Here is a 21,613-nt window from a genome sequence, read left to right as displayed (position 1 = left end):
CGTCGGAGAATCTGGCATGAACGGGATCTCGGCACGCGTCGACGCCGTCTGGCGCATCGAGAGCGCACGCATCGTTGCGACTCTCGGGAAGATGACCGGCGACGTCGGTGCTGCCGAGGATCTCGCACAGGATGCCCTCGTCGAGGCACTGCATCAGTGGCCGAGGGATGGCGTGCCCGACAACCCCGGAGCGTGGCTCACGGCGGTGGCGAAGCGGCGCGCCATCGATCAGTGGCGCCGAAGGGAGCGACTGGACGACCGCTACCGCCAGCTGGCGACGACCCTTGAGGAGTCAACGGACGAGCAGTGGGAGCCCATCGACGACGATGTGCTGCGGCTCGTGTTCACGGCCTGCCATCCCGTGCTTTCGCGTGAGGCGCAGGTGGCGCTCACGCTGCGCATCGTCGCGGGGCTGAGCACCGAGGAGATCGCGCGCCTGTACTTCGTGCCCGTCGCGACGGTGCAGCAGCGGATCGTTCGGGCGAAGAAGACGATCTCGGCCGCGAAGGTCCCATTCGAGACGCCAGGGCCGCCAGAGTGGAAGGGGCGTCTCGACGGAGTGCTCAGCGTCGTGTACCTGGTGTTCACGGAGGGGTACGCGGCCACGACCGGACCCGATTGGATGCGCACCGACCTGGCGAACGAGGCGCTGCGGCTCGGTCGCACGCTTGCGGCACTGCTGCCGCGCGAACCGGAGGTCAACGCGCTCGTGGCCCTGATGGAACTGCAGGCCGCCCGCTTCGGGGCCAGAACCCGCGCAGACGGCACGCCCGTTCTGCTCACGGAGCAGGACAGAACACGGTGGGACCGCTCCCAGATCGCGAGGGGCCGCGCGGCGCTCTGGCGCGCGGACAGCCTGGGCCGAGGACGGGGTCCATATGCTCTGCAGGCGGCGATCGCCGAATGCCACGCTGTGGCGCCCACGGCAGACGAGACGGACTGGGAGCGCATCGTGCTGTTGTACGAGGCGCTCGGAAGGATCGCACCGAGCCCCGTCGTCGAGCTGAACCGAGCGGCAGCCGTCGCGATGTCAACCGGCCCCGCGACTGCCTTGAAGATCATTGACGGCCTGAGCGAGCAGGGCGTTCTCCGTGGTTCGCACCTGCTGCCCAGCGTGCGTGGTGAGCTCCTCGCACAGCTCGGGCGCACCCGGGAGGCGCTCTCGGAGCTCCGGTCGGCGGCCCAGCTGGCCGGCAACGAGCGCGAGCGCGATGTGCTGCTGGCGAAGGCGGCGCGGCTCCGCGACCCAGACAATATGGTCGAACCATGACGGATGTTGCCAACGCTCCCACCACCACCACCAACGACCGCGCTCTCGCGCTGAAGGCCCTGTACGAGGCGCCGGAGATCCTGCGGGTGGTGAACGTGTGGGATGCCGTGAGCGCCCGCGTCGTGGCATCCCTTCCGCAGACGAAGGCGATCGCCACTGCAGGCCACTCCATCGCGGCGAGCTTCGGCTACGAGGACGGCGGGATGCCCCTCGAGCTCGCCCTCTCGGGCGCGCGCACCATCGCCGAGGCCGTCGACCTGCCGGTGACGGCCGACCTGGACGACGGATACGACGAGCCGGGCGAAACGGTGCGCCGCGCGATCGGCTTCGGTGTAGTCGGCGCCAACGTCGAAGATCGGATGCGTCCGTTCGACGAGGCGGTCGCCCGCGTTCGTGCCATAACCAAGGCTGCGGAGGAGGAAGGCGTGGCGTTTCAGCTGAACGCTCGAACGGATGCCCTGTTCCTCGGCGAGAACCTCTCGCCCGACGAGCGCATCGCGGAGGCCGTCTCCCGGGGAAGGGCCTTCCTCGACGCGGGAGCGGCGCTCGTCTTCGTACCTGGCGCAGTGACCCGCGAGGTCGTCGAGCGACTCGTCGACGGCATCGGGTGGGGGAAGGTATCCGTGATCGGCCTGCCCGGCGCACTGCAGGCATCCGAGTACGAGAGGCTCGGCGTCGCACGCATCTCGTACGGTCCTTTGCCGCAGCGCGCGGCGTTGCTCGCCCTGCGCGACCTGGCCACCGACCTCTACGGCGAAGGGGTCATCCCGACCGACCTGCCGGCGCTCAACTGAGGCAACAGGCCCCGCCTGCTACTCCGGCAGCGTGACGACCTGGCCCGCGTAGGCGAACCCGCCGCCGAAGCCGAACAGCAGTGCCAGGCCGCCGCGCGGCAGCTCTCCGCGGTGCCACGCCTTCGAGAGCCCGAGCGGCACGCTAGCGGCCGACGTGTTCCCCGACTCTTCGATGTCGTGGATCACGATGTGCCGCTCCGTCGCGCCGATCGCCTTGGCCAGGGGCTCGATGAGTCGCAGGTTCGCCTGGTGGAAGGCGACAACGTCGAGGTCGTCGATCGTCACGTCCGCTGCTTCCAACGCACGGCGCACGTGCGGCGCCGCTTTCGTGAGCGCCCAGCGCATGATGCCCTGCCCGTCCTGCGAGAACACCTCAGGGTCGCCGTCGATCACGACGGCGTTCGTCATGCCTGGCACGGATCCCCACACCACGGGTGAGATCTTCGGCTCGTCGGACGCCGTCAGCACGGCAGCACCCGCGCCGTCTGCCGTGAGGATGCACGTGCGGCGGTCGGTCCAGTCGGTCACGTCCGAGAGGCGCTCCGAGCCGATCACGAGTGCGCTGTCGGCCGTGCCAGCGCTGATGGCCTGGTCGGCGATAGCGATCGCGTGCTCGAAGCCGGAGCATGCCGTGTTGATGTCGATCACCGTGGGCCCAGGCATCCCGAGGTCTGCCGCGACTCGCGCTGCTGTGAAAGGCGTGCGGTCTTTCAGCGTGGTCGAAGCCACGACGATCAGCGAGACGGCTTCGAGGCCGGCGTCGGCGAGCGCCATGCGGGCCGCCTCGGTGGCCATGCTCGCGACGGTCTCCGAGGCGTCGGCGATGTGACGCTCACGGATGCCCGTGCGAGTGCGGATCCATTCGTCACTCGTGTCGACGCTCTTGGCGAGTTCCTCGTTGGTGAGCACACGCTTCGGCTGGTAGTGCCCGAGTCCGGCCAATTTCGATCCACGCAGGGGATGTGCACGCATGCGTACGACTTTACGGATCGAGGCATGCTCGTGCAGAACCGTCAGGAGGCACCGAACGTGCGAAAGAGGCGGCCTAAGCTCTGAGCATGGCCAAGCTCGTGCTCACCGTCGTCGGCGACGATCGCGCCGGACTCGTGCAATCGCTCGCGGATGCCGTGAGCACGCACGGCGGCAACTGGGAGACCAGCGAGCTGGCCGAGCTGGCTGGAGCCTTCGCCGGCATCGTGCTCGTGTCGGTTCCGGATGCCCGCCTCGACGAGCTCCGCGACGCGCTCCAGGGCCTGGACGGCCTGCTTCGCATCACGGTGCACGGCGGTGCGGCGGCAGAGCCCGCCGGCGCGGGCGACCGATTCACGTTCTCGGTGCTCGGCAACGATCGGCCGGGCATCGTGCGCGATGTCACCGGCATCCTCGTGCGTCACGGCCTGACCATCGACCTGTTCTCGAGCCAGACGCGCGAGGCGCCGATGGCAGGCGGAGTGCTGTTCGAAGCCAGGGTCGCCGCGCGGGTGCCAGAGGGCGTCGAAGCCTCGGACGTCGTGGACGACCTCGAGCGCCTCGCGGGCGAGATCCAGGTCGACCTCACCCTCGGCGGTTGATCGCGGCGGCGTCCGCCGCGATCTGATCAGGGGACCAAGGGTACGTCGCAGACGGCGTGCTGGCATCCGTTGTGGAGACACAACGAGCCCCGATCAACGGTGTCGGTGTCATCTTCTCCGGGCTCGTCTTGTGCGTGCGGCCCTCATGTGTAACGATACATGCACTGGGATCTGTATCGATACATTTTCCGTTCATCAAGGGCGACGAAAGGTACTGCGCGGTGGCTGCGTTCGATGGTTCCGGTCTCTACTACGCGGACCCCGCACTTGTCTTCTTCGACGGCCGCTTCTACCTCTACCCGACGACCGACGGCATCCCGAACTGGGGAAGCACGGCGTTCAGGGTGCTTGTGTCCGACGACCTCACGACGTGGCGCGACGGCGGAGAAGTGTTGCGGCTAGGACGGGACGTGCGGTGGGCGGATCGCAACGCCTGGGCACCGGCCGCAGCTCAGGGGCCAGACGGTCGCTTCTATCTGTACTTCAGCGCAGACGACAACATCGGGGTCGCCGTCGCAGACTCTCCGGCAGGTCCGTTCGTCGACAGCGGCCGCCCCCTCGTGCCAGCCGATCGGTATCCCGGCCGGGCGATCGACCCGTCTGTGTTCACCGACACGGACGGGCGCTCGTACCTGGTCTGGGGCAACAGCGTCGCGAACGTCGCCGAGCTGGCTCCCTCGATGATCGAGATCGTCCCAGGCACGCACACCACGTGGCGCCACGACAGCTTCCGGGAGGCCGCGCACATTCACCGCCGAGGCGACCTCTTCTACCTCACCTGGTCTGAGAACGACACGCGTGATCCCGAGTACCGGGTGCGCTGGGCGGTAGGCAGCAGCCCGTTCGGACCGTGGGATGTTCGCGGCGTGCTCGTCGAGCAGGACGCCGAACTCGGCGTGGCCGGCACCGGGCACCACTCCATCCTTCAGATCCCCGGCACAGACGACTGGCTGATCGCCTATCACCGGTTCGCCCTGCCTGAGGGAGACGGGTTCCATCGTGAGCTCGTGATCCAGCCTTTGCACCACCTCCCGCAGGGCGACCTGCAGCAGATCACCCCGGATGCTGCGCCGGTGCTTCCCCGCAGCTGAGCAATCCACCCAACACACAGAGAAGGAAAAGAGCAATGTCGCTGAAATCACGCCTCGAGCGTCCCCTTCGGAAGAGGACGATGGCCAGAGTGGCGGCCGTCGCCGTCGCAGCCGCCCTTGCCGGCTCCGCACTCACCGGATGCGCAGGCCAGGGAGGAGCCGCCGGATCGAAGACGGTCACGTTCCTCTCCTGGGACAACAAGACCACCATGCAGCCGCTGATCGACGAGTTCGAGAAGGAGAACGCCGGCTACAAGGTGAAGTTCTCGTTCGCGCAGCCGGTGACCGGGTACATCCAGAAGCTGCAGACGGAGTTGGGCTCAGGCACCGCCCCCGATGTGTTCATCATCACGGCAGAGAACAAGTCGCAGATCATGCAGGGCCACTTCGCGAAGGATCTGTCGAACGAGTCCTGGATCTCGAACATCGCGACGGCGGCCAAGGCCACCTACACCAAGGACGGCAAGGTCTACGGCGCGGCCACATCATCGTGGGGCGGTGGCTTGCTGGTGAACCAGGATCTCCTGGCCAAGGTCGGGTACACGGGCGAGCCGAAGACGTGGCAGGAGTTCCTCGACCTGTGCAAAAAGCTCAAGGACGCAGGCATCACGCCGTTCTACGAGGCGGGTGACGGCATCCCGGTCACCCTCGCCGCGCTGCTCGGACTCCAGAACCAGGCGGACGGCGGAAAGATGGACGCGAACATCTGGGCCGGGAAGTCCACGTTCGCCAAGTCCTGGACGCCCGCGCTCAAGACCTGGAACGAGCTGTTCGACCAGGGCCTGGAATCGCGCTCGGTCGCGGGCCTGACAGGTGACCAGGTGCAGCAGGAGTTCAACCAGGGCAAGGTCGCGATGATCGGCACCGGTTCGTGGACCCCGGGAGGCATTCGCCAAGCGGCTCCCAGCCTGAAGTTCGAGTTCTGGCCCGTGCCAGGTGCCACAGGAAAGGGGTACTGGGCCGGGGCCGTGTCGCCTGGCTACGCGATCAACGCCAAGGCCAAGGACCCGCAGGCTGCGGAGAAGTGGGTCGAATTCCTGCAGTCGAAGAAGGCGGCCCAGATGTACAACAAGGCAACCGGCACGATCATGACGACGAAGGACTTCACTCCCACCGTCGACCCATCTCTGAAGCAGATGATCACGCCGGTGCGAGACGGCGACTTCTACCTTCCCGCCGTGAGCTGGCCGACGAATTCCGACGTGCTGAGCACGACGTCGGTCTCGCTGTTGCAGCAGAACATCCTCGGCAAGATCACCCCCGAAGAGTTCGCGAAGGGCATGGACACGGAGCTCCAGTCCGTGAAGTGATTCGGGTCGACCCGGGGCCGTTCGTCAGACGAGCGGCCTCGGGTCTCCAACAGAAGAAAGGAGGGCGTCGTGGCCGACACCACCGTTCTCGCACCGCCCGACGTGCGATCTGCAGTCCAACAGCTGACGCGACCCCGCCGACGGCGTAATCGCGACGGGTTCGCCGCGTACTGGTTCGTGCTTCCGATCCTCGTCGTCTTCGTGGCGCTCTACGTGGTTCCGCTCGCCCAGTCGCTGTACTGGAGCTTCACGAACTACAACGGGTACTCCGACCAGGTGACCTTCGTCGGGCTCAAGAACTACCTGTCGATCTGGGCCGATCCGTCCATGCTGTCTGCGCTCGGATTCACGCTGTTCTACGCGATCAGCACCACCTTGCTGGTGACTCTCTTCGCGATACCGTTGGCCGTCATCCTGAACAACCGGTTCTTCGGCCGCGGCTTCGTGCGCAGCGTCTTCTTCTTCCCAGCAGTGCCCAGCGTGGCGATCCTCGGGCTGGTCTGGACATTCATCTTCAGTCCGCTCGGCTCCGGGGTCGTCAACTCGGTGCTCGGCTGGTTCGGGATCCCTGCGGTGCCGTGGCTGGCGAACGAGACCCTCGCACAGCTGTGTGTCATCGTCGTGGCCGTCTGGGCGCAGACCGGGTGGCACGCCATGCTCTATCTGGCATATCTCCAGTCGATCCCGAAGGACATGTTCGAGGCGGCGCGCATCGACGGCGCCGGCAGGTGGCAGGAATTCCGGTTCCTCACACTCCCGATGCTGACGCCGGCGATCTCGGTGAGCAGCCTCTTGCTCTTGACCGGGGGCATCAAGGTCTACGACCTTCCTTACACGCTCACCCATGGCGGACCGGGCTTCGCGACCAGGTCGCTGACACAGGCGATCATCGAGAACGGAATCGCGCAGTCGCAAGTAGGCAAGGCATCCGCTCTGAGCGTGCTCTTCCTTCTCGCGGTCGGCCTCGTCATCCTCCTGCAGCTGTTCATCTCGCGCCGACTCGAGGAGCGTTTCTCATGAGACAGAGCCGTGGTCTCGTACTGAGCATCGTCATGATCCCGCTCGCGTGCATCGTGGCCGTGCCGTTCTACTACATCATCGTCAACACGCTGAAGACCCAGCCGGAGACGACGGCCAGTCCGCTCGGACTGCCGACCAGCCTGGACTTCGAGAACTACGTCAGGGTGTTCCAGACGCTTCCGATCGTGCAGGCGTTCTTCAACACGCTCTACGTCACCGTGATCTCGATCGTCGTGATGCTCCTGGTGGGGTCGATGGCGGCGTTCGGAGTGCTGATGGGCAAGGCCAGATTCGCGTCCGTGCTCGGCGTCATCCTCGTCATTGCGTTCGTCGTGCCGGGGCAGGCAACGCTCATCCCGCTATACCGGATGCTCGCGGGCGTGCAGCTCGTCGACTCGCTCAACGGACTCATCGTGATGTACGCCGCAGGGTCGATCTTCTGCTACTTCCTGATCCTCGGGTACATGCGCACGATCCCCGGCGAGCTGTTCGAGGCGGCGCGGATCGACGGCGCGGGAGCCTTTCGAGTGTTCTGGTCGGTGGCTCTTCCGCTGATCCGGCCGATCCTGGTCACGGTCGGCGTCTTCCAGACCATGTGGGTCTGGAACGACTTCATCACGCCGAACGTCTTCATCAACTCGCCCGACAAGCAGACGCTCGTGCTGCAGGTCTATACGGCCGTAGGACAGTTCACGACGGATTGGCCGACGTTCATGACGCTGACCGTCATCGTGCTGATTCCGATGATCGTGTTCTTCATCGTCGCCCAGCGCCAGATCGTGTCAGGACTGGTCAACGGCAGTGTGAAGGGATGACGGGTGCGCGCGACGCGGGCCACCGCCGTTCACTCTGCTGCGGTCGATTCGCGCTCCATCACCGTGTACGGGCTCGTGTATTCCTCAGGAGCACGGGTGTCCCCTTCGATCCTGCGAACCAGGAGATCGACGGCCTTGATCGCCATCTCCTCATGGGAAGGATTGATGCTGGAGAGCGAGGGCGTCTGATAGCGGCTGATGTCGACATCATCGAACCCGATCACCTTGACATCGCTTGGAACGGCCAGTCCGGCGTCTCTGAGCCCGCGTATGGCGCCCAGCGCGACATAGTCGGTGACGCAGAACAAGCCGTCGAAGCGCAGGCCCTCGTCGGCGATTCTCCTCGTCGCGGCTGCGGCGCGCTCGAGGGAGAAGTCTTCGACGATCACGGTGAGTTCAGGGTCGGCAGGCAGCCCCGCATCTTCAAGTGCCAACCGGTAGCCCTCGTGACGAAGCGTCGACACGTCGGTTGCGGCGCCCAGTGCGCCGTGAAGCGCGACGATGCGGCGGCATCCGCGCTCGATGAGGTGCCTCACGGCCGCGCGGGCGCCCTCGACGTTCGGCATCGCGACGTGATCGACGGGACCCTGGAAGATGCGCTCACCGAGGATGACGATGGGGAAGTCGACGCGCAGCAGGTCGACATCCGCTTCGCCCAGACCGACAGCGCTCAGGATGAGGCCGTCGTACATGCGGAGTCGAGAAAGTGCCAGGGCGTTGAGCTCGTTCTCTCTCGAACGCCCGGTCTGCTCCATCACCACGTGGAGTCCGTGCCGCTGTCCCTGCTCGATGACCGCGGCACCCAGTTGGCCGAAGTACGGCCTGTCCACTTCTGGAACGGCGAGCCCGATCGTGTGGGTTCGACCGCGACGGAGGTTGCGAGCGGCGACGTTGACGCGGTAGTCGAGGTCGTCGATGGTCTGGAGAACCTTGGCCCGCGTCGACTCTTTGACGTGGGGGCGGCTGTTCAGCACGTTCGACACCGTCATGGGTGATACCCCTGCAGCCTTGGCGATATCGCGAATCGTGACCATCGACGACTCCCTTCCAGCCGCTGCAGCGCCCGCCCCTTGGGAAGTTTATAACGATACACCGACGGCTCGGAGACGCGTCGTCGCAGGAAAGAGGAACAGGTGAGCGCGCCGATCTACCGCGACCCCGTGTACGACGGGGCGACAGACCCGACCGTGGTGAAGAACCTCGAGACCGGCGTGTGGTGGATGTTCTACACGCAGCGCCGTACGACGGACCGGTCACCTGGCCATCGATGGGTGCACGGCACCGAGATCGGTGCGGCCGTGTCGCAAGACGACGGCCGATCCTGGGCGTACCGGGGGATCGTGGAGGGGCTCGGTTCGGGCGATACCCTCTGGGCTCCCGAGGTAGTCGCCGCTCCCGACGGCTACCGCATGTATCTGACAGTCGTCGACGGTGTGCCCGATCGTTGGGCGGGGCCCCGGGCGCGCATCGTCGAGTTCCGCAGCCGCGACCTCGAGAGATGGCGACGCATCGGGGCGATCGACCTCGGATCGGAACGGGTCATCGATGCGGCTGTCGCGTCCTGCGCCGACGGCAACTGGCGGCTGTGGTACAAGAACGAACACGACGGTTCGACGACCTGGTCGGCGGTCAGCAGTGATCTGGACCATTGGCGGGTGGAGGGCCGCGCGATCCCCCCTGCTCCCGCTCACGAGGGACCGAACGTGTTCGAGCTTGCCGGCTGGTTCTGGCTCATAGTCGACGAGTGGCGCGGCTTGGGCGTCTACCGCTCCCCCGACGGTGTCGACTGGAGGCGTCAGGTGCACCGCGACGGGCTGATCCTGGACCGGCCGGGCCTTCATCCGCTCGACAGATCGGTCGGCCACCACGCCGATGTCGTCGTGCTCGAAGCCGATGACCCGGAACGCGACACGGCCGTCCTCTTCTACTTCAGCCATCCGAACGGCGAGCCGCGAGAAGACGCTGACCACGACAAACGAGTCAGTGCGATCCAGGTGGCGGCGTTGAGCGTCATCGACGGAACGCTCCACGCGAACCGGGACGTCGCCACCCCGCTTGCACTGACGCCCCTGACCGCATCGGCGCCGAAGGAAGGCGAGGATCGACCGTCCGCACGAGGCGCGAAGAAGGTGAGGGAGCGCACATGACCACGATCGTGATCGACGATTCGACGAGCGGAACACCGATCAGCGCCGACCTGTGGGGTGCGTTCATCGAAGACCTCAACCACACGGCGGACGGAGGCCTCTACGCCGAACTCATTCAGAACCGTTGCTTTCGCTATGCGGCCAACCCGCTGCCGTACGCGGAGGGAGAGTTCTGGGACGCCCTCTCCCACTGGCGGCTGGATAGCCCGGAGGACTCCACACTCACCCAGCGGTCGTCAGGGGCCTCGGCCGTCTTCGCGACGTCTGCCGCCGATGCTCGATTGCTCAACGACGGCTTCGACGGCATTCCGTTTACCGCGGGCGCCGGCTATCGCTATCGCTTGATCGCGCGCGCCGTGGACGGCCGACGGCATCGCGTCAGGATCTCGCTTCTCGCCGGGGCATCCGTGCAGGTGGAATGCGAAGCCGGCACGTTCGACGCCTCGTGGCGCTCGCTCGAGGGCGAGCTCATGGCGCCGGCGACCGCCGACGGGAGCCTCGGGATCGCGCTCGCAGAGCCAGGGGCGATCGAGTTGCGCTTCGTCTCGCTCTTCCCCATCGACACCTTCAGGGGCCGGCGCAACGGCCTAAGGAAGGACCTCGCTGAAGCGATCGAAGTGCTTCGCCCTCGGTTCCTGCGATTCCCCGGTGGATGCCTGGCGCATGGTTACGGACTGCGCAACATGTACCGCTGGAAGTCGACGATCGGCCCGGTCGAAGACCGCGAAGAGCAGTTCAACATCTGGGGTTATCACCAGAGCATGGGACTCGGGTATCTCGAGTACTTCGAGTTTTGCGAAGACATCGGGGCGAAGCCGCTCCCCGTAGTGGCCGCCGGGGTGTGCTGCCAGAACTCGCCGGGTGGCCAGCACGCCGTACCCGAAGCGGAGATGGACGCCTACATTCAGGACGTGCTCGACCTGATCGAATGGGCGAACGGCGGCGCCGACAGTCGGTGGGGATCCGTTCGCGCGCGAGACGGGCATCCGGAGCCGTTCGGACTCGAATACCTCGGAATCGGTAACGAGGACGCGCAAACCGCGCTTTTCCGAAACCGATTCGACAGAATCGCCAAGGCCGTGCGCGCGGCGCACCCGGACATCCGCATCGTCGGCACCTCGGGACCGAGCCCGTTCGGCAAGGACTTCGACGACGGCTGGGCCTTCGCCAGAAGCCAGGGCATCGAACTCGTCGACGAGCATATGTACCCATCGCCGAGATGGTTCTTCGAGAACGTCCATCGCTACGACTCGTATCCTCGCGAGGGTCGTGGGGTCTACCTCGGTGAGTATGCGAGCCAGGGGAACACCCTGCTCAACGCACTCTCGGAGGCCGCATTCATGTCGGGCCTGGAGCGGAACGGCGACATCGTCCGCCTGGCTTCCTACGCACCGCTACTGGCGAAGACCGGCCGGACCCAGTGGGTTCCCGACCTCGTCTACTTCGACAATCGCCGGATCATGCTCACCCTCAACCACCACGTGCAGCGCATGTACGCGGCAACGAGCGGCGACGCGTCACTCCCTGTGGATGTCGTCGACGCGCCGTCCCGATTCGCGAGGCCGCCTCGAGGGGGCGTGCGCGTGAGCCTCCGCACCGAAACGGGGAGCGTCGACGTGTCGTCGCTCGCGGTGACGGGCATGCCGCCACAGAGCCTCGAGCTGCTGGCCGGCGAAGTGCACGAGATCGGGAACCGGAACGATACGGCCGACTACGACATCGCTGGGCACTTCACCGTCAGAGAAGGGGCGACCGGTTTCGTGGTGAGCTTCGGCGACCAGGCGGCGGGTGAATGGTTCGACTGGAGCATCGGCTCGTGGGGCAGCCTCGCCCTGCTGTCGAACAGCGACGGGTTCCGGCACGACGTGGTCGACCGCATTCCGTTCAGTGTCGCAGAGGGCGACGAGCTCGACGTCGTGATCCGGGTCCGGGATGCCGGCAACCGCGTCACGTGCCTGCTGGACGGCGAGGAGATCTTCGACTACGTGAGCGGCCATCCTGCCGAGAACAGGTTCGTCGCCTCCGCCGTCCGTAACTCGAGCGGGAAGCGAGTGTTCGTGAGGTTGGTGAACGCGCTCCCGGGCGAGCAGGTCATCCTGCTGCGTCGCACGGGACAGCACCCTCTCCGCCCCGTGCGACGCACGGAACTCGCTGGTCCCGATCCGGACGCGGGGAGGGCCTTCGAGCCGGCGCCGTTCGAGCCGCTAGAGACCGAGGCGCCACCCTTCGGATCGCCCTTTTCGATCCCGCCCTATTCGTTCACCGTTCTTGAATTCGAGGAGACCCAATGAACAGCGATCACGTCGTCGACGGGGAACAGGCCGCGAGGCCTTACGGATACCTGCTGGTGCATTTCATCGACAATCCGGTGGGCCACGGCGAGCGCATCTACTTCAGTCTGAGCGACGGGGACACGCCGCTGCTCTGGACACGGATGAATCACGGCGAGCCGATCCTGGAATCCCGCTTGGGCACGACGGGCGTACGCGATCCCTATCTGGTACGGGGCGACGGAGAGTTCTATCTCATCGCCACGGATCTGCGGGTCGTCGGCGGCGACGACCTTGGCTGGTCCGAATGGACCCGCGTCGCAAGCCGGAGCCTGGTCGTCTGGCGCTCCGAGGACCTGGTTCACTGGTCCGAACCGTGGCTGGCGGAGGTGGCACCGCCGACAGCGGGAATGGCGTGGGCGCCGGAAGCGATGTTCGACCCCGAGACCAAGATCTTCCACGTCTACTGGTCGTCTCACCTCTATTCCGAAGACGATCCGGGACATCGTGGGGACTCGTACAGCCGCGTGCTCGTCTCGGGCACCAAGGACTTCCGCTCGTTCAGTGCACCGTCGGTCATGATCGATCGCGGACACTCCGTCATCGACACGACGCTTGTGCACCACGAAGGGCGGGTGCATCGGTTCTCGAAGGATGACGGCGACCTGCCGGACTCGGACAAGGTGTTCCAGGAGGTGGGATCCGGCATCACTTCAGACGACTTCTCGATCGTCGCCAGGCGGATCGCCGATGACCAGTTCGCCGACGTCGAGGGCCCGCTGATCTTCCGAGATCACGTGACGGGCAAGTGGCACCTCTGGGTGGATCAGTACTCCGTGAGGCCGCAGGGCTACATCCCGCTCGTCTCCGACGATCTGGCGTCGGGAACCTGGACGCCTCTCGCAGATGGTGACTTCAGCCTGCCGGCCGGAACCAAGCACGGGGTGGTCCTGCCGCTGCGAGACGGCGAGTGGGATCGCCTCGCCTCCGCCTATCTATGACGCCTTGGAGCCGTGGCACAGGCACGAGGCGCCCGTACGCTGGATCCTGACGAGCGGAGGAAGCGTGGACGAGGCGACGCCCGAGCGAGAGCACCTGAGCTGGGACCGGTTCGGCGACGCGACCCGCGAACTTGCTCGAAGCATCCTCGCCGATGGATTCCTTCCCGAGGTCGTGGTCGCCATTGCGCGCGGCGGTCTGCTTCCCGCCGGCGCCGTCGCTTACGGGCTGGGCGTGAAGAGCTGCGGGGCACTCAACGTCGAGTTCTACACCGGCATCGGCACCGTGCTTGCAGCGCCGACGGTGCTCCCGCCCGAGCTCGACCTCGAGTTCCTGTCCGGCCGTCGGGTGCTACTGGTGGATGACGTCGCCGACAGCGGCCACACCCTCGCCCTGGCAGTTCGACTACTCGAAGAGCAGGGGGCGGATGTGCGCTCCGCGACGATCTACACGAAACCCGGATCGATCGCGATGCCGGACTACTCCTGGCGCGAGACGAGCCTCTGGATCGACTTCCCCTGGTCGTGGAAGGGGAGCATCGTCGAGGAGGATGCGCTCGCCGGCTAAGGCTCCGAAGGTACTGCTGCCCGTCCGGACGTGCTTACCGTCTCCCGGGAGCACCCTGCAGGAATAATCAGCCCCATGCCAAAGTTGAGCCGTATAGACTCAAGTTTGTACGGGCATCCGGTCGGCGCAGAATCGTGCTCATCCGACACGATTCCATGCACGGATGCCGCGCCACCGTAAGGGGAGAAGTAGATGGCGAACATGCAGGGTGCACCATCCAGCCAGGAAGAGCAGAAGAGCGCGCTGGAACAGTACGGCGTCGATCTCACCGAACTCGCCAAAGCCGGCAAGCTCGACCCTGTGATCGGTCGGGACTCGGAGATCCGCCGGGTCAGCCAGGTGCTCACGAGGCGCACCAAGAACAATCCGGTGCTGATCGGCGAGCCCGGCGTGGGCAAGACGGCTGTCGTCGAGGGCCTCGCGCAGCGCATCGTGGCCGGCGATGTCGCCGAGTCGCTGAAGAACAAGCGGCTCGTCTCGCTCGACATCTCCGCCCTGGTCGCAGGCGCCATGTATCGCGGACAGTTCGAGGAGCGGCTGAAGAGCGTGCTCAAGGAGATCAACGAGGCGGGCGGACAGGTCATCACCTTCGTCGACGAGCTGCACCTCTTGATGGGTGCTGGCGGCGGCGAAGGGTCGGTCGCGGCATCGAACATGCTCAAGCCCATGCTCGCGCGTGGTGAGCTGCGCCTGATCGGAGCCACGACGCTCGACGAGTACCGCGAGTACATCGAGAAGGATGCCGCGCTCGAGCGCCGCTTTCAGCAGGTCTACGTGGGCGAGCCGAGCGTCGAAGACACCATCGCCATCCTCCGCGGCCTGAAGGGGCGCTACGAGGCGCACCACGGTGTGACCATCTCGGATGCCGCCCTGGTCGCTGCCGCATCGCTTTCGAACCGATACATCACGGCCAGACAGCTGCCCGACAAGGCGATCGACCTCATCGACGAGGCGATGAGCCGGCTCAAGATGGAGATCGACTCGTCTCCCGTCGAGATCGATCAGCTCAAGCGGCAGGTGGACCGCATGAAGCTCGAAGAGCTGGCGCTCAAGAAGGAGAAGGACGAGGCATCCAAGGAGCGTCTTGCGAAGCTGCGCGACGACCTCGTGCAGCGCGAACGCGAACTCGCTGAGCTCGAGGCGCGGTGGGAGCGCGAGCGCATGGGTCTCAACCGCGTGGGCGAGCTGAAGAAGAAGCTCGACGAGGCGGTCACGGAGCGTGACCGCGCGCTGCGCGAGGCCGACTATGCGCGGGCATCCAAACTCGAGTACGAGACCATCAAGCAGCTGCAGCGCGACCTGGCCGAGGCCGAACGCGCTGAGGACGCCCCTGATGAGCCGCGCATGGTGAACGAGCAGGTCACCGAGGAAGACATCGCCGCCGTGATCTCGGCGTGGACGGGCATCCCGCTCGGGCGGCTGATGCAGGGCGAGACCGAGAAGCTGCTGCACCTGGAGACCGAGCTGGGCAAGCGGCTTATCGGGCAGAAGCGTGCCGTGCACGCGGTCGCGGATGCCGTTCGCAGGTCGCGCGCGGGAATCAGCGACCCGAATCGTCCGACCGGTTCGTTCCTGTTCCTCGGTCCGACGGGCGTCGGCAAGACCGAGTTGGCGAAGGCGCTCGCCGAGTTCCTGTTCGACGACGAGCACGCCATGGTGCGCATCGACATGAGCGAGTACGGCGAGAAGCACACGGTCTCTCGCCTGGTCGGTGCACCTCCCGGCTACATCGGCTACGAGCAGGGCGGTCAGCTGACCGAGGCGGTGCGACGGCGCCCGTACGGCGTGATCCTTCTCGACGAGGTGGAGAAGGCGCATCCGGAGGTGTTCGACATCCTGCTGCAGGTGCTCGACGACGGTCGTCTGACCGATGGTCAGGGCCGCACGGTGGACTTCCGCAACACGATCCTCATCCTGACGTCGAACCTCGGCTCGCCCATCCTGATCGACCCAACGCTCACGTGGAACGAGAAGGAGGAGCAGGTGCAGGCGCTGGTGCGCCAGGCGTTCAAGCCCGAGTTCGTGAACCGGCTCGACGACATCGTCGTGTTCTCGGCCCTGAGCGAAGAAGAGCTGGGAGAGATCGTCTCGCTCTACATCGACCGGCTGCAGGCCCGCCTGCACGAGCGCCGGCTCGACCTCGGGGTGACACCGGATGCCCGCGCCTGGCTCGCCGAGCGCGGCTACGACCCCATATATGGCGCGCGTCCGTTGCGTCGTCTCATGCAGCACGAGATCGACGACCGGCTCGCGACCGCTCTGCTGGAGGGACGCATCCGCGACGGCAGCATCGTGCGCGTCGACCTCGCCGCCGACGGGGACCACCTCGAGGTGTCCCCGGTCGAGTAGGCGCGCTGCGCGCGCCACCGTGGGTTTGAACTGCAGAAGTGGTTCTAAACGACCGGGTTTGGAACCACTTCTGCAGTCGAAACCCAGTGCCGTGCCGACTAGGCTGCGGCGACGGCTCGCAGCGGTTCAACGTGCAGGCGGCCGCCGTGTCCGGTGACGCTGTAGCCGACTCGCTCGAGGAAGCCCCGGCACTCGCCGCTCGTGGCATCCGCGCGAAGCCAGATGGGGCATCCGTGCTCCTCGGCGATCCGAGCTATGCGATGCATGGCAAGCGTGCCGATGCCGTGGCCCCTGTGCTCGACGAGCACCCCGAGCTGGATCAGCTGGATGCCCCCATCGCGCATCACCGTCACCATGCGGCCGCAGAGTGCACCGCCGCGCTCGATGGCGATGTCGACGGCATCCGGGAACTCGGCACACGTGCGCACCCGCTGCTCGACGTACTGCATGCTGGCCAGCGCCGCGCGCGTCGTCGCGTCGGCGGCGAGCGTCGCGATCTCGGCAGAGTGCAGCTGCTGGAAGAGTCTGAAGAGCGCGGGACCGTCGGTGTCGATCGTGGGACGGTAGCGCAGCTCGGCCGCCGCGATCACGGACGTCGGCCCGTGATGCGAGACGACGGGAGGCGGCGCGCCGGTGCTCGCCTGGAGTGCACCGAGCCGGCCACGAAGAGCTGGGCATCCTGCATCTCGCAGTGCGCGCCGGACGTGAGCCGATAGACACCGGCTGGAGGCGTTGCGGGCGCTGCCGTGAACATGAGTCCGAAGCGGGTGCGAGCATCAGTGCCGTCTGCCAAGGGCTCGACCGACGAGAGCGTGAGTTCGTAGCTCCCGTACTCGCCGACCGCTTCGAACCGGCGTCCGACGGAGCTTGCATACGCATCGATGGCGGGCACGGATGCCTGCGCCACTGCCGGCACCACCCCCGTCGCCATCGCAACGCCCGCGTATTGCGGCACCCCAGCCACGATCACCGTGCGCCGCGTGACAGCGCGCGCACCCCCCGGGTTTCTTCTCGCCATGTCGTCGCTCCCCCAGCGTCGTTCACAGAGTCTGGGTGACACCTTAGGACGCACCAGCGGCCGACGGAAGAGGCGACCGGATGCTGCCGCGCACTTTTTCGACGCATGTCGGCGTGTCGCATCCGGCCCGCTCCGCGCGGTGCGGTAGTCGAGCCCGCACTGCACCGCCCCGCGCCGCACAGGGCGGGTACACTCGACCGCGATGCATTCTGTGGTTTTCGTTCCGCCCTCGGGGCGTGGGGAGGTCGCCGGCGTTCGCGCCGGCGGCAGATAGCGGCGCGCGCACGCCGGTCGGGCGTGCGCTCACTCTCGCTACGCGCTACGCGCCAGCGCCGCGGCGGCTCGGCCGCCTCCACCGAACGAAACATCGGCACAGGCATCCCCAGCGGATGCCTGTCCCGCCGGGCAAAGCCTGCCCGGTGATGCCGACGAAAGCAGAAGGAACATCCATGTACCCCGTGACCGAGCGGGAGATCCGCGCGTGCCTCGTCAACGCCACTCTCCGCGAACGCAACAACCTCAACTTGCCGAACGACTTCGCCGGCATCGACTGGGACGCCATCGATTACCTGGGCTGGCGTGATCGCAAGTACGACGGGATCGCCTACGTGATCGTGCCGCACCAGCAGGGACCGGTCGGCATCCTGCTCCGCCAGGCCGAGGCGCGCAGCCGGCGCATGACTCAGTGCTCGTGGTGCGAAGACGTGTATCTGTCGAACGACGTCGTGTTCTACGGCGCCAAGCTCGCAGGCAAGGCAGGGCGCAACGGCGACACCGTCGGTACCCTCGTGTGCGAGCACTTCGAGTGCTCGGCGAACGTGCGGCGCAGGCATCCTGCCCCGTATCCCGGGTTCGACGTCGAGGCCGCCCGCGCCGAGCGCATCTCCGCACTGCGTGGGCACGTGGATGCCTTCGCGCAGCGCGTGCTCGACGGCGACTGAACCGGCGGGGCTGGTTGGCTCCGCGCTTCGGCGCGGCGCTCGGCACCGTACGCTCGAACCATGTCCGAGACCGACCCGAGCGCGATCCGTGAGGCCGGCGCGCCCACGGAATCCCGGCCGGTCGCCATCGTGACCGGGGGTTCGCGCGGCATCGGTGCGGCCATCGTGCTGAGGCTGGCGCGGGCCGGCTACGACATCGTGACGACGTTCAGAACGGAGGCGGATGCCGCCGGCCGGGTGGCGGCATCCGCGCGCGAAGCCGGCGCACAGATCGTCACCGTGCAGGCGGACCTCGCGACGGATGCCGGCATCGACGCCCCGTTCGACGTCGCGATCTCGCGCTTCGGCCGGCTCGACGCGGTCGTGGCGAATGCGGGTCTGACGACGAGGTACGCCGGTCTGGTCGAGACGCCGGTCGAGGAGATCCGGCAGACGATCGACGTGGACTTCACGGCGACTGTGCTCACTGCACGCCGTGCCGTGCGGGAGTTCACTCGCAGGGGCACGCCCGGAGTGATCGTCACGATGTCGTCGGGCGCGGCGACCATCGGCAGCCCGGGTGAGTACGTGCACTACGCGGCGGCGAAGGCGGCCGTCGACGCGTTCACGATGGGCCTCGGCAAGGAGGTCGGCCCGCTCGGCATCCGCGTCGCAGGTGTCGCGCCTGGGCTGGTGGATACCGACCTTCACGCGCGCACCGGCGACGCGACGCGGGCGCAGCGCATGGCGGCCGGCATCCCGCTGCAGCGTGCAGCCGAGCCCGACGAGATCGCGGCGGCAGTCGAATGGTTGCTGTCGGCCGAGGCCTCTTACGTCACGGCGACGACGCTGCGTGTGGCGGGAGGGCGCTGACGCGCCCTCCCGGACTCACGCGTTGGTGTGCAGCGCTGTCGCCGAAAGCGCGACAGCTCAGGCGTTGACGAGCAGCAGGTCCTCGAGCGGAAGGCGCGTGCGAGGTGCACGCTCGCGCTCCCGAGTGTTCTCGGGAAGGTCGTCGACGTCGCCGAGCACGCCGACCGCTGTGACGCTCAGGATGTCGTAACCCTCGTCGACCCCGAAGGCCGCGCGCAGGCCGGCCTCGTCGAGTCCACCCATCTGGTGCACGTGCAGTCCGTCGGCGTGCGCCTGCACGCTGAAGTGAGCGAGCGCCTGACCGAGGTCGTACTGGGCCCACTTCATCGGCTGTCCATTCGCGTCGAAGCGCTGCGTGAGGCCCACGACGAGCACTCCGGCGTTCGCCGCCCAGTGCTGGTTGAAGCCGGCGAGGTTGGCGACGATCGACTCGAACGCGGCCGTTCCGCGGCGAGCGACGATAAAGCGCCACGGCTGGGTGTTGGCGGCCGACGGCGACCAGCGAGCCGCCTCGAGCGCCGCGGTCAGCTTCGTCTCCTCCACCTCGGCGGTGGGGTCGTAGGCGCGGGGGCTGAATCGCTCGGCGAGTACGGGGTGGATGGGGGCGCTGGTGTTTGCGATGCGGTCTGACGCGAGCGAAATGGACATTGCTCTCCTCTGGGACGGTGAGAGCCGACGCGCCGACGGATGCCCGCGCGCACTCGACCCTCGATGGTTGATCGGAACGCGGCGGCGCTGCCTACTGCCTATGCAAACGCATATTGCGCTCCGGCATTCCCGAAACCCGTCGCCTGCGACTCTCGGCAGCCGCCGCGTCGTGCACCTGCACCGCACCCGGACCATCAACACCGCGCCCCGAGCACAAAAGCCCCCGAGCACAAAAGCGGGAGTGCACCCGAACGACCAGGTCTGCCGAGGCAGACGGCGTTCGGGTGCACTCCCGAAGTGCGGCGCGGTGCGCTCAGTGCGCGACCGGCGCCTGGGCATCCTCTCCCGACGGGCCCTGCGGCACCCTGCTGCCCCAGAGGGCGAAGAGCACGAAGGCGATGGTCACGAACACGGCGCCGCCGAGCACCGCGGCTGCCACACCGCCGGTTTCACCGCTGACCGCCGTGACTGAGACGAACACCGTGGTGAGCGCCGCCACGCCGATCGATCCGCCCAGCTGCTGCATGGCCTGCAGCACGCTGGATGCCGCGCTCACGTGCTCCTCGGGCGCCCGGTCCATTACGACCGCGGTGATGGGTGCGAACGTCAGGCCGGCACCCACCCCCATCACGAGGATCGGACCGAGGATGCCCGACACGAACGTATCGTGCGAGTCGAGCGTGCTCAGCCAGAGAAGCCCGGCCGCGAGCAGCCCGAGTCCGACGGCGCCGACGATCCACTCGCCGATCCGCGACAGGAACCGCGGAACGACCTGGCTCACGACGACCAGCACCACCACGAACGGCAGCAGCGCGAGCCCCGTGGCGAGGGCGCTGTAGCGCAGCACCTGCTGGGTGAACAGGGTGATGAAGTAGAAGAAGGCGAACATTCCGGCCGGGACAAGCAGCATCGCCACCAGCGGAGCCACGTTGCGCGGCCCGCGGAAGAGCTGCAGCGGAACCACCGGGCTGTGGTGCCTGCGCTCGATCAGCACGAGCGCGGCGAGCGACACGAGGGCCACGCCGAACGCGCTCAGGGCAACGGGATCCGTCCAGCCTGCGCTGGCAGCGGTAGTGAATCCGTAGATCAGCGCGATCATGCCAATGGTCGACGCGACGGCACCGCCCACGTCCAGGCGGGCGCGCTCGCGGTCGGTCTCGCGCAGGAACAGGGCCCCGCCGATCACGATGAGGATGCCGACCGGCACGTTCACGAACATCACCCACTCCCAGCCGAAACTGGTGGTGAGCACTCCGCCCAAGATGAGTCCGATCGCACCGCCACTGCCGGAGGCCAGCACGAACAGCGAGAGCGCGCGGTTGCGCTGCTTGCCTGGAGTCGTGCTCGCCATGATGAGCACGAGCGTGCTCGGCGCGGCGATGGCTGCGCCGATGCCCTGCACGATTCGTGCAGCCACCAGCACCTCGGCGGTGGGGGCGAGTCCGCCTGCGGCGGAGGCGATGATGAAGACGAGCGTGCCGATGATGAGTGCTCGCTTGGCACCGATCATCGATCCGACCTTGCCGCTGAGCAGCATCAGGCCTGCGAAGGCGAGCGCATACGCCGTGACCACCCACGACAGGCCGACGGGCGTGAAGCCGAGCGCCTTCTGGATGTCGGGCAGCGCGACGTTCACGATGCTTGCGTCGACGATCAGCATGAGCTGCGTGATGAACACGACGATCAGGCCGAGCGTGCGGAATCGGTTCGGGCGGGCATCCGTTTCTGCGGATGCCGTGCCGGCGTTGCCGAGGTCGGCGTCGGCGAGGCGGTCGCCGGCCGGCAATCGGATGCCGTCTGTTGGTGGAACGAGTGTGGTATCGGCCATGTGGTGCGCCCCTGTCTCTGCTCTGCGTGAGCCTTCGTCTGCTGCTGTCACTGCCGGGAGGCCGGTGCCCTACGCCCACGGCGAAGCGCCGCTGAGTAACACCTGACGAACGGTGTAATCCAC

General features: G+C 66.9%; 20 protein-coding genes. 14 read left to right on the top strand and 6 right to left on the bottom strand.

The window, feature by feature from the left end; all coding sequences use genetic code 11:
• The first annotated feature begins 16 nt into the window (after positions 1–16).
• Together ACO2Q7_RS09705 and ACO2Q7_RS09700 are read left to right on the top strand one after the other, a co-directional pair.
• Positions 17–1,270 carry an RNA polymerase sigma factor gene (locus tag ACO2Q7_RS09705; RefSeq protein WP_423355407.1) on the top strand — a complete coding sequence of 418 codons (1,254 nt, stop codon included), beginning with the start codon at positions 17–19 and terminating at the stop codon, positions 1,268–1,270.
• Complete coding sequence (locus tag ACO2Q7_RS09700; RefSeq protein ID WP_423355406.1) at positions 1,267–2,064, top strand: isocitrate lyase/PEP mutase family protein; 798 nt, start codon at positions 1,267–1,269, stop codon at positions 2,062–2,064. The genes ACO2Q7_RS09705 and ACO2Q7_RS09700 overlap by 4 nt, the downstream gene beginning before the upstream one ends.
• Positions 2,065–2,082: 18 nt before the next feature.
• Here ACO2Q7_RS09700 and ACO2Q7_RS09695 read toward each other — a convergent pair whose 3' ends face one another.
• A complete protein-coding gene (locus ACO2Q7_RS09695; protein WP_423355405.1) occupies positions 2,083–3,036 on the bottom strand; it encodes a beta-ketoacyl-ACP synthase 3 in 954 nt (317 codons plus the stop codon).
• Positions 3,037–3,122: 86 nt separating this feature from the next.
• Between ACO2Q7_RS09695 and ACO2Q7_RS09690 the strand changes: the two genes are divergently transcribed.
• From ACO2Q7_RS09690 to ACO2Q7_RS09670, 5 genes are all read left to right on the top strand, one after another.
• Positions 3,123–3,635 (top strand): glycine cleavage system protein R, encoded by a 513-nt coding sequence (locus ACO2Q7_RS09690; RefSeq protein WP_423355404.1) that lies wholly within the window; start codon positions 3,123–3,125, stop codon positions 3,633–3,635.
• A 221-nt stretch (positions 3,636–3,856) separates the two neighbouring features.
• Entirely contained in the window at positions 3,857–4,726 is an 870-nt protein-coding gene (locus ACO2Q7_RS09685) for a family 43 glycosylhydrolase (RefSeq protein WP_423355403.1), read from the top strand.
• Between the two features lie 80 nt (positions 4,727–4,806).
• Positions 4,807–6,036 (top strand): ABC transporter substrate-binding protein, encoded by a 1,230-nt coding sequence (locus tag ACO2Q7_RS09680; RefSeq protein WP_423355402.1) that lies wholly within the window; start codon positions 4,807–4,809, stop codon positions 6,034–6,036.
• Positions 6,037–6,105: 69 nt separating this feature from the next.
• A complete protein-coding gene (locus ACO2Q7_RS09675) occupies positions 6,106–7,056 on the top strand; it encodes a carbohydrate ABC transporter permease (protein ID WP_423355401.1) in 951 nt (316 codons plus the stop codon).
• Positions 7,053–7,871: a carbohydrate ABC transporter permease gene (locus ACO2Q7_RS09670; protein WP_423355400.1), complete on the top strand. Its 819-nt coding sequence runs from the start codon at positions 7,053–7,055 to the stop codon at positions 7,869–7,871. Before ACO2Q7_RS09675 ends, ACO2Q7_RS09670 begins: the two co-directional genes overlap by 4 nt.
• Positions 7,872–7,900: 29 nt before the next feature.
• Here ACO2Q7_RS09670 and ACO2Q7_RS09665 read toward each other — a convergent pair whose 3' ends face one another.
• The gene (locus ACO2Q7_RS09665) at positions 7,901–8,905 is read right to left on the bottom strand and encodes a LacI family DNA-binding transcriptional regulator (RefSeq protein ID WP_423355399.1); all 1,005 of its coding nucleotides are present in this window, start codon (positions 8,903–8,905) and stop codon (positions 7,901–7,903) included.
• 99 nt (positions 8,906–9,004) lie between these two features.
• On the opposite strand from ACO2Q7_RS09665, the gene ACO2Q7_RS09660 reads away from it, so the two are divergent.
• From ACO2Q7_RS09660 to ACO2Q7_RS09640, 5 genes are all read left to right on the top strand, one after another.
• On the top strand, positions 9,005–10,018 hold the full coding sequence (locus ACO2Q7_RS09660) for a hypothetical protein (RefSeq protein WP_423355398.1): 1,014 nt from the start codon (positions 9,005–9,007) through the stop codon (positions 10,016–10,018).
• Positions 10,015–12,309, top strand: a complete 2,295-nt coding sequence (locus ACO2Q7_RS09655; RefSeq protein WP_423355397.1) for an alpha-L-arabinofuranosidase C-terminal domain-containing protein — start codon at positions 10,015–10,017, stop codon at positions 12,307–12,309. The genes ACO2Q7_RS09660 and ACO2Q7_RS09655 overlap by 4 nt, the downstream gene beginning before the upstream one ends.
• The gene (locus tag ACO2Q7_RS09650) at positions 12,306–13,289 is read left to right on the top strand and encodes a glycoside hydrolase family 43 protein (protein WP_423355396.1); all 984 of its coding nucleotides are present in this window, start codon (positions 12,306–12,308) and stop codon (positions 13,287–13,289) included. The genes ACO2Q7_RS09655 and ACO2Q7_RS09650 overlap by 4 nt, the downstream gene beginning before the upstream one ends.
• A 64-nt stretch (positions 13,290–13,353) precedes the next feature.
• Positions 13,354–13,854 (top strand): phosphoribosyltransferase, encoded by a 501-nt coding sequence (locus ACO2Q7_RS09645; RefSeq protein ID WP_423355395.1) that lies wholly within the window; start codon positions 13,354–13,356, stop codon positions 13,852–13,854.
• 192 nt (positions 13,855–14,046) lie between these two features.
• Entirely contained in the window at positions 14,047–16,203 is a 2,157-nt protein-coding gene (locus ACO2Q7_RS09640) for an ATP-dependent Clp protease ATP-binding subunit (RefSeq protein WP_423355394.1), read from the top strand.
• 98 nt (positions 16,204–16,301) lie between these two features.
• Here ACO2Q7_RS09640 and ACO2Q7_RS09635 read toward each other — a convergent pair whose 3' ends face one another.
• Both ACO2Q7_RS09635 and ACO2Q7_RS09630 read right to left on the bottom strand, forming a co-directional pair.
• Complete coding sequence (locus ACO2Q7_RS09635) at positions 16,302–16,793, bottom strand: GNAT family N-acetyltransferase (RefSeq protein ID WP_423355393.1); 492 nt, start codon at positions 16,791–16,793, stop codon at positions 16,302–16,304.
• Complete coding sequence (locus ACO2Q7_RS09630; RefSeq protein ID WP_423355392.1) at positions 16,790–17,221, bottom strand: DUF6916 family protein; 432 nt, start codon at positions 17,219–17,221, stop codon at positions 16,790–16,792. The genes ACO2Q7_RS09635 and ACO2Q7_RS09630 overlap by 4 nt, the downstream gene beginning before the upstream one ends.
• A gap of 449 nt (positions 17,222–17,670) precedes the next feature.
• Here ACO2Q7_RS09630 and ACO2Q7_RS09625 point away from each other — a divergent pair, with 449 nt between their 5' ends.
• Together ACO2Q7_RS09625 and ACO2Q7_RS09620 are read left to right on the top strand one after the other, a co-directional pair.
• Positions 17,671–18,162 (top strand): FBP domain-containing protein, encoded by a 492-nt coding sequence (locus tag ACO2Q7_RS09625; protein WP_423355391.1) that lies wholly within the window; start codon positions 17,671–17,673, stop codon positions 18,160–18,162.
• A gap of 60 nt (positions 18,163–18,222) precedes the next feature.
• The gene (locus ACO2Q7_RS09620) at positions 18,223–19,014 is read left to right on the top strand and encodes an SDR family NAD(P)-dependent oxidoreductase (RefSeq protein ID WP_423355390.1); all 792 of its coding nucleotides are present in this window, start codon (positions 18,223–18,225) and stop codon (positions 19,012–19,014) included.
• 57 nt (positions 19,015–19,071) lie between these two features.
• Here ACO2Q7_RS09620 and ACO2Q7_RS09615 read toward each other — a convergent pair whose 3' ends face one another.
• Both ACO2Q7_RS09615 and ACO2Q7_RS09610 read right to left on the bottom strand, forming a co-directional pair.
• A complete protein-coding gene (locus ACO2Q7_RS09615; RefSeq protein WP_423355389.1) occupies positions 19,072–19,662 on the bottom strand; it encodes a nitroreductase family protein in 591 nt (196 codons plus the stop codon).
• 313 nt (positions 19,663–19,975) lie between these two features.
• Positions 19,976–21,490 carry an MFS transporter gene (locus ACO2Q7_RS09610; protein WP_423355388.1) on the bottom strand — a complete coding sequence of 505 codons (1,515 nt, stop codon included), beginning with the start codon at positions 21,488–21,490 and terminating at the stop codon, positions 19,976–19,978.
• Positions 21,491–21,613: the final 123 nt, after the last annotated feature.

It is taken from the genome of Rathayibacter sp. KR2-224, from assembly GCF_049446075.1.
Classification (GTDB): Bacteria; Actinomycetota; Actinomycetes; order Actinomycetales; family Microbacteriaceae; genus Humibacter.
This window is presented reverse-complemented; position numbering and strand designations above follow the sequence as displayed.

Bases quoted from the DNA above. Each gene is read 5' to 3' on its own strand.
- ACO2Q7_RS09705 (WP_423355407.1), top strand. From the start codon at position 17: ATGAACGGGATCTCGGCACGCGTCGACGCCGTCTGGCGCATCGAGAGC.
- ACO2Q7_RS09700 (WP_423355406.1), top strand. From the start codon at position 1,267: ATGACGGATGTTGCCAACGCTCCCACCACCACCACCAACGACCGCGCT.
- ACO2Q7_RS09695 (WP_423355405.1), bottom strand. From the start codon at position 3,036: ATGCGTGCACATCCCCTGCGTGGATCGAAATTGGCCGGACTCGGGCAC.
- ACO2Q7_RS09690 (WP_423355404.1), top strand. From the start codon at position 3,123: ATGGCCAAGCTCGTGCTCACCGTCGTCGGCGACGATCGCGCCGGACTC.
- ACO2Q7_RS09680 (WP_423355402.1), top strand. From the start codon at position 4,807: ATGGCCAGAGTGGCGGCCGTCGCCGTCGCAGCCGCCCTTGCCGGCTCC.
- ACO2Q7_RS09670 (WP_423355400.1), top strand. From the start codon at position 7,053: ATGAGACAGAGCCGTGGTCTCGTACTGAGCATCGTCATGATCCCGCTC.
- ACO2Q7_RS09665 (WP_423355399.1), bottom strand. From the start codon at position 8,905: ATGGTCACGATTCGCGATATCGCCAAGGCTGCAGGGGTATCACCCATG.
- ACO2Q7_RS09655 (WP_423355397.1), top strand. From the start codon at position 10,015: ATGACCACGATCGTGATCGACGATTCGACGAGCGGAACACCGATCAGC.
- ACO2Q7_RS09650 (WP_423355396.1), top strand. From the start codon at position 12,306: ATGAACAGCGATCACGTCGTCGACGGGGAACAGGCCGCGAGGCCTTAC.
- ACO2Q7_RS09640 (WP_423355394.1), top strand. From the start codon at position 14,047: ATGGCGAACATGCAGGGTGCACCATCCAGCCAGGAAGAGCAGAAGAGC.
- ACO2Q7_RS09630 (WP_423355392.1), bottom strand. From the start codon at position 17,221: ATGGCGAGAAGAAACCCGGGGGGTGCGCGCGCTGTCACGCGGCGCACG.
- ACO2Q7_RS09625 (WP_423355391.1), top strand. From the start codon at position 17,671: ATGTACCCCGTGACCGAGCGGGAGATCCGCGCGTGCCTCGTCAACGCC.
- ACO2Q7_RS09620 (WP_423355390.1), top strand. From the start codon at position 18,223: ATGTCCGAGACCGACCCGAGCGCGATCCGTGAGGCCGGCGCGCCCACG.
- ACO2Q7_RS09615 (WP_423355389.1), bottom strand. From the start codon at position 19,662: ATGTCCATTTCGCTCGCGTCAGACCGCATCGCAAACACCAGCGCCCCC.
- ACO2Q7_RS09610 (WP_423355388.1), bottom strand. From the start codon at position 21,490: ATGGCCGATACCACACTCGTTCCACCAACAGACGGCATCCGATTGCCG.